Source organism: Pseudomonas sp. 13B_3.2_Bac1 (assembly GCF_025466205.1).
Taxonomy (GTDB): Bacteria; Pseudomonadota; Gammaproteobacteria; order Pseudomonadales; family Pseudomonadaceae; genus Aquipseudomonas; species Aquipseudomonas fluorescens_H.
The window spans coordinates 1-1,384 of the sequence record NZ_JANLOG010000153.1 but is presented as its reverse complement, the minus strand read 5'-3'; the positions used below and the strand labels follow the sequence as shown (position 1 = coordinate 1,384).

The window sequence follows — 1,384 nt, the reverse complement described above, 5'->3', positions numbered from 1 at the left end:
GGCGCCGAGCTGGGTAGCGGTTGCGTTGTGCGTCCAGAACTCGCCCGCCTCGGCGCTGCCGCGCAGCAGTACGCCGCTGCAAAAGTACGCGGGATGCTCGCCCACGCATTCGGCCGTGGTGTTCTGATAGCGCGTGTTGAGCAGCTTGGCCACTTCCGGGCCGGTGGCGGCGTGGAGATCAACGGTGCATGCAGACAGGATCAGTAACAGGCCAAGCACGCGTATCGTGCAGACTCGCATGTCAGTACTCCCCGGGTGCTCGTGGAGTGATGCCGTTGATCAGGGTCTGAGTCGAGGTGCCCTGAAAGGTTTGATCGGCTGTTTCGTAAATGAATGGACGGTGATCGGTGGCACCCAGATTCATCCGCACGATCGGCAGGTAACGGGCGGTCTGCTGAAAGTAATCGCGCTGAATGAACTTCGCATTGTTCAGGGCCGTGTTGTTACCTGACAGGTAGAAGAGCGATTCGAGGGGGATTTGCTCGGGAATATTCTGTGGCCAGGCGGCAATGATGATTTCATTCCAGTTTTGTCTGGCCGCAGCGGTCATCACTGTTCGCACGGCGATGCTGAGCTGGAACGCGGCGGGCGTGCTGCTGAAGGCGCAACTGCCACCCGGACTGGCGGCGTGTTTTGCTCGCCATGTCTCCACGGTGGTGATGTTTTGCGACTCGCAACTGGCGCGGCAACTGTCGGGAATTCCGTTGGTAGCCGCATTGGCGGGGTAGGAGCAGCGCAAGGTCGCGGGATGCCCGGTGGGGGCGTAGGACTCCTTGAACGTGTAACCCTGATTGCCCGCCAGCTTGAGAGTGCCCACATCCTCCCGGACGTATGAAAACGAAACGCCGTTACGGGTAATCGAATTCGGGCTGGGGTTCCACGCATGAAAACCTGCTGAGGCATCCGCCCCGCGAATCAGAACGCCGTTGCAGTAATAGGCGGGTTTTTCGTTGGCGCACGACGCAGCTACGTCCTGGTATCGCGCATTCATTCGGGCGGCGACCTCATAGCCGTTGTACAACTGGTCCTGCAGGTTGAAGCCAAACACCGCGCCGGGTGGCTGATGCAGATCCATGCGCAGGACCGGCAACCAGTCCCCGGTGGTAGTGAAGTAATCACGCTGATCCCTCTGTGCGCCGAGCAATGCGCCGGTTTGCGAGGTGTCGTAAAACAGCGCTTGTATCGGGATCCGTTTGGGGGCAGTGGCGTCCCAGTTTTTGATCTGCACCAGGTTGGGTTTCACAGCCCAGGTGGCACCGAGGCCTTGGTGGGCGACCAGGCTGGCCTTGAACAGCACCGGCACCTGACTGCTGAGCGAGCATTGCTTGTCAGGTTGCAGGTTTTGTTGCTGGAAGTGCGCGATCCAGCCCTGCGCATCGCTGAC

1 protein-coding gene and 1 pseudogene are annotated in these 1,384 nt (G+C 60.2%); both read right to left on the bottom strand.

The window, feature by feature from the left end; all coding sequences use genetic code 11:
• A pseudogene (locus NTD85_RS26280) lies at positions 1-240 on the bottom strand (hypothetical protein); the annotation flags it as partial.
• Between the two features lies 1 nt (position 241).
• Positions 242-1,384 (bottom strand): hypothetical protein (locus NTD85_RS26275; protein ID WP_262143613.1); only part of this gene is annotated, 1,143 nt, incomplete at its 5' end.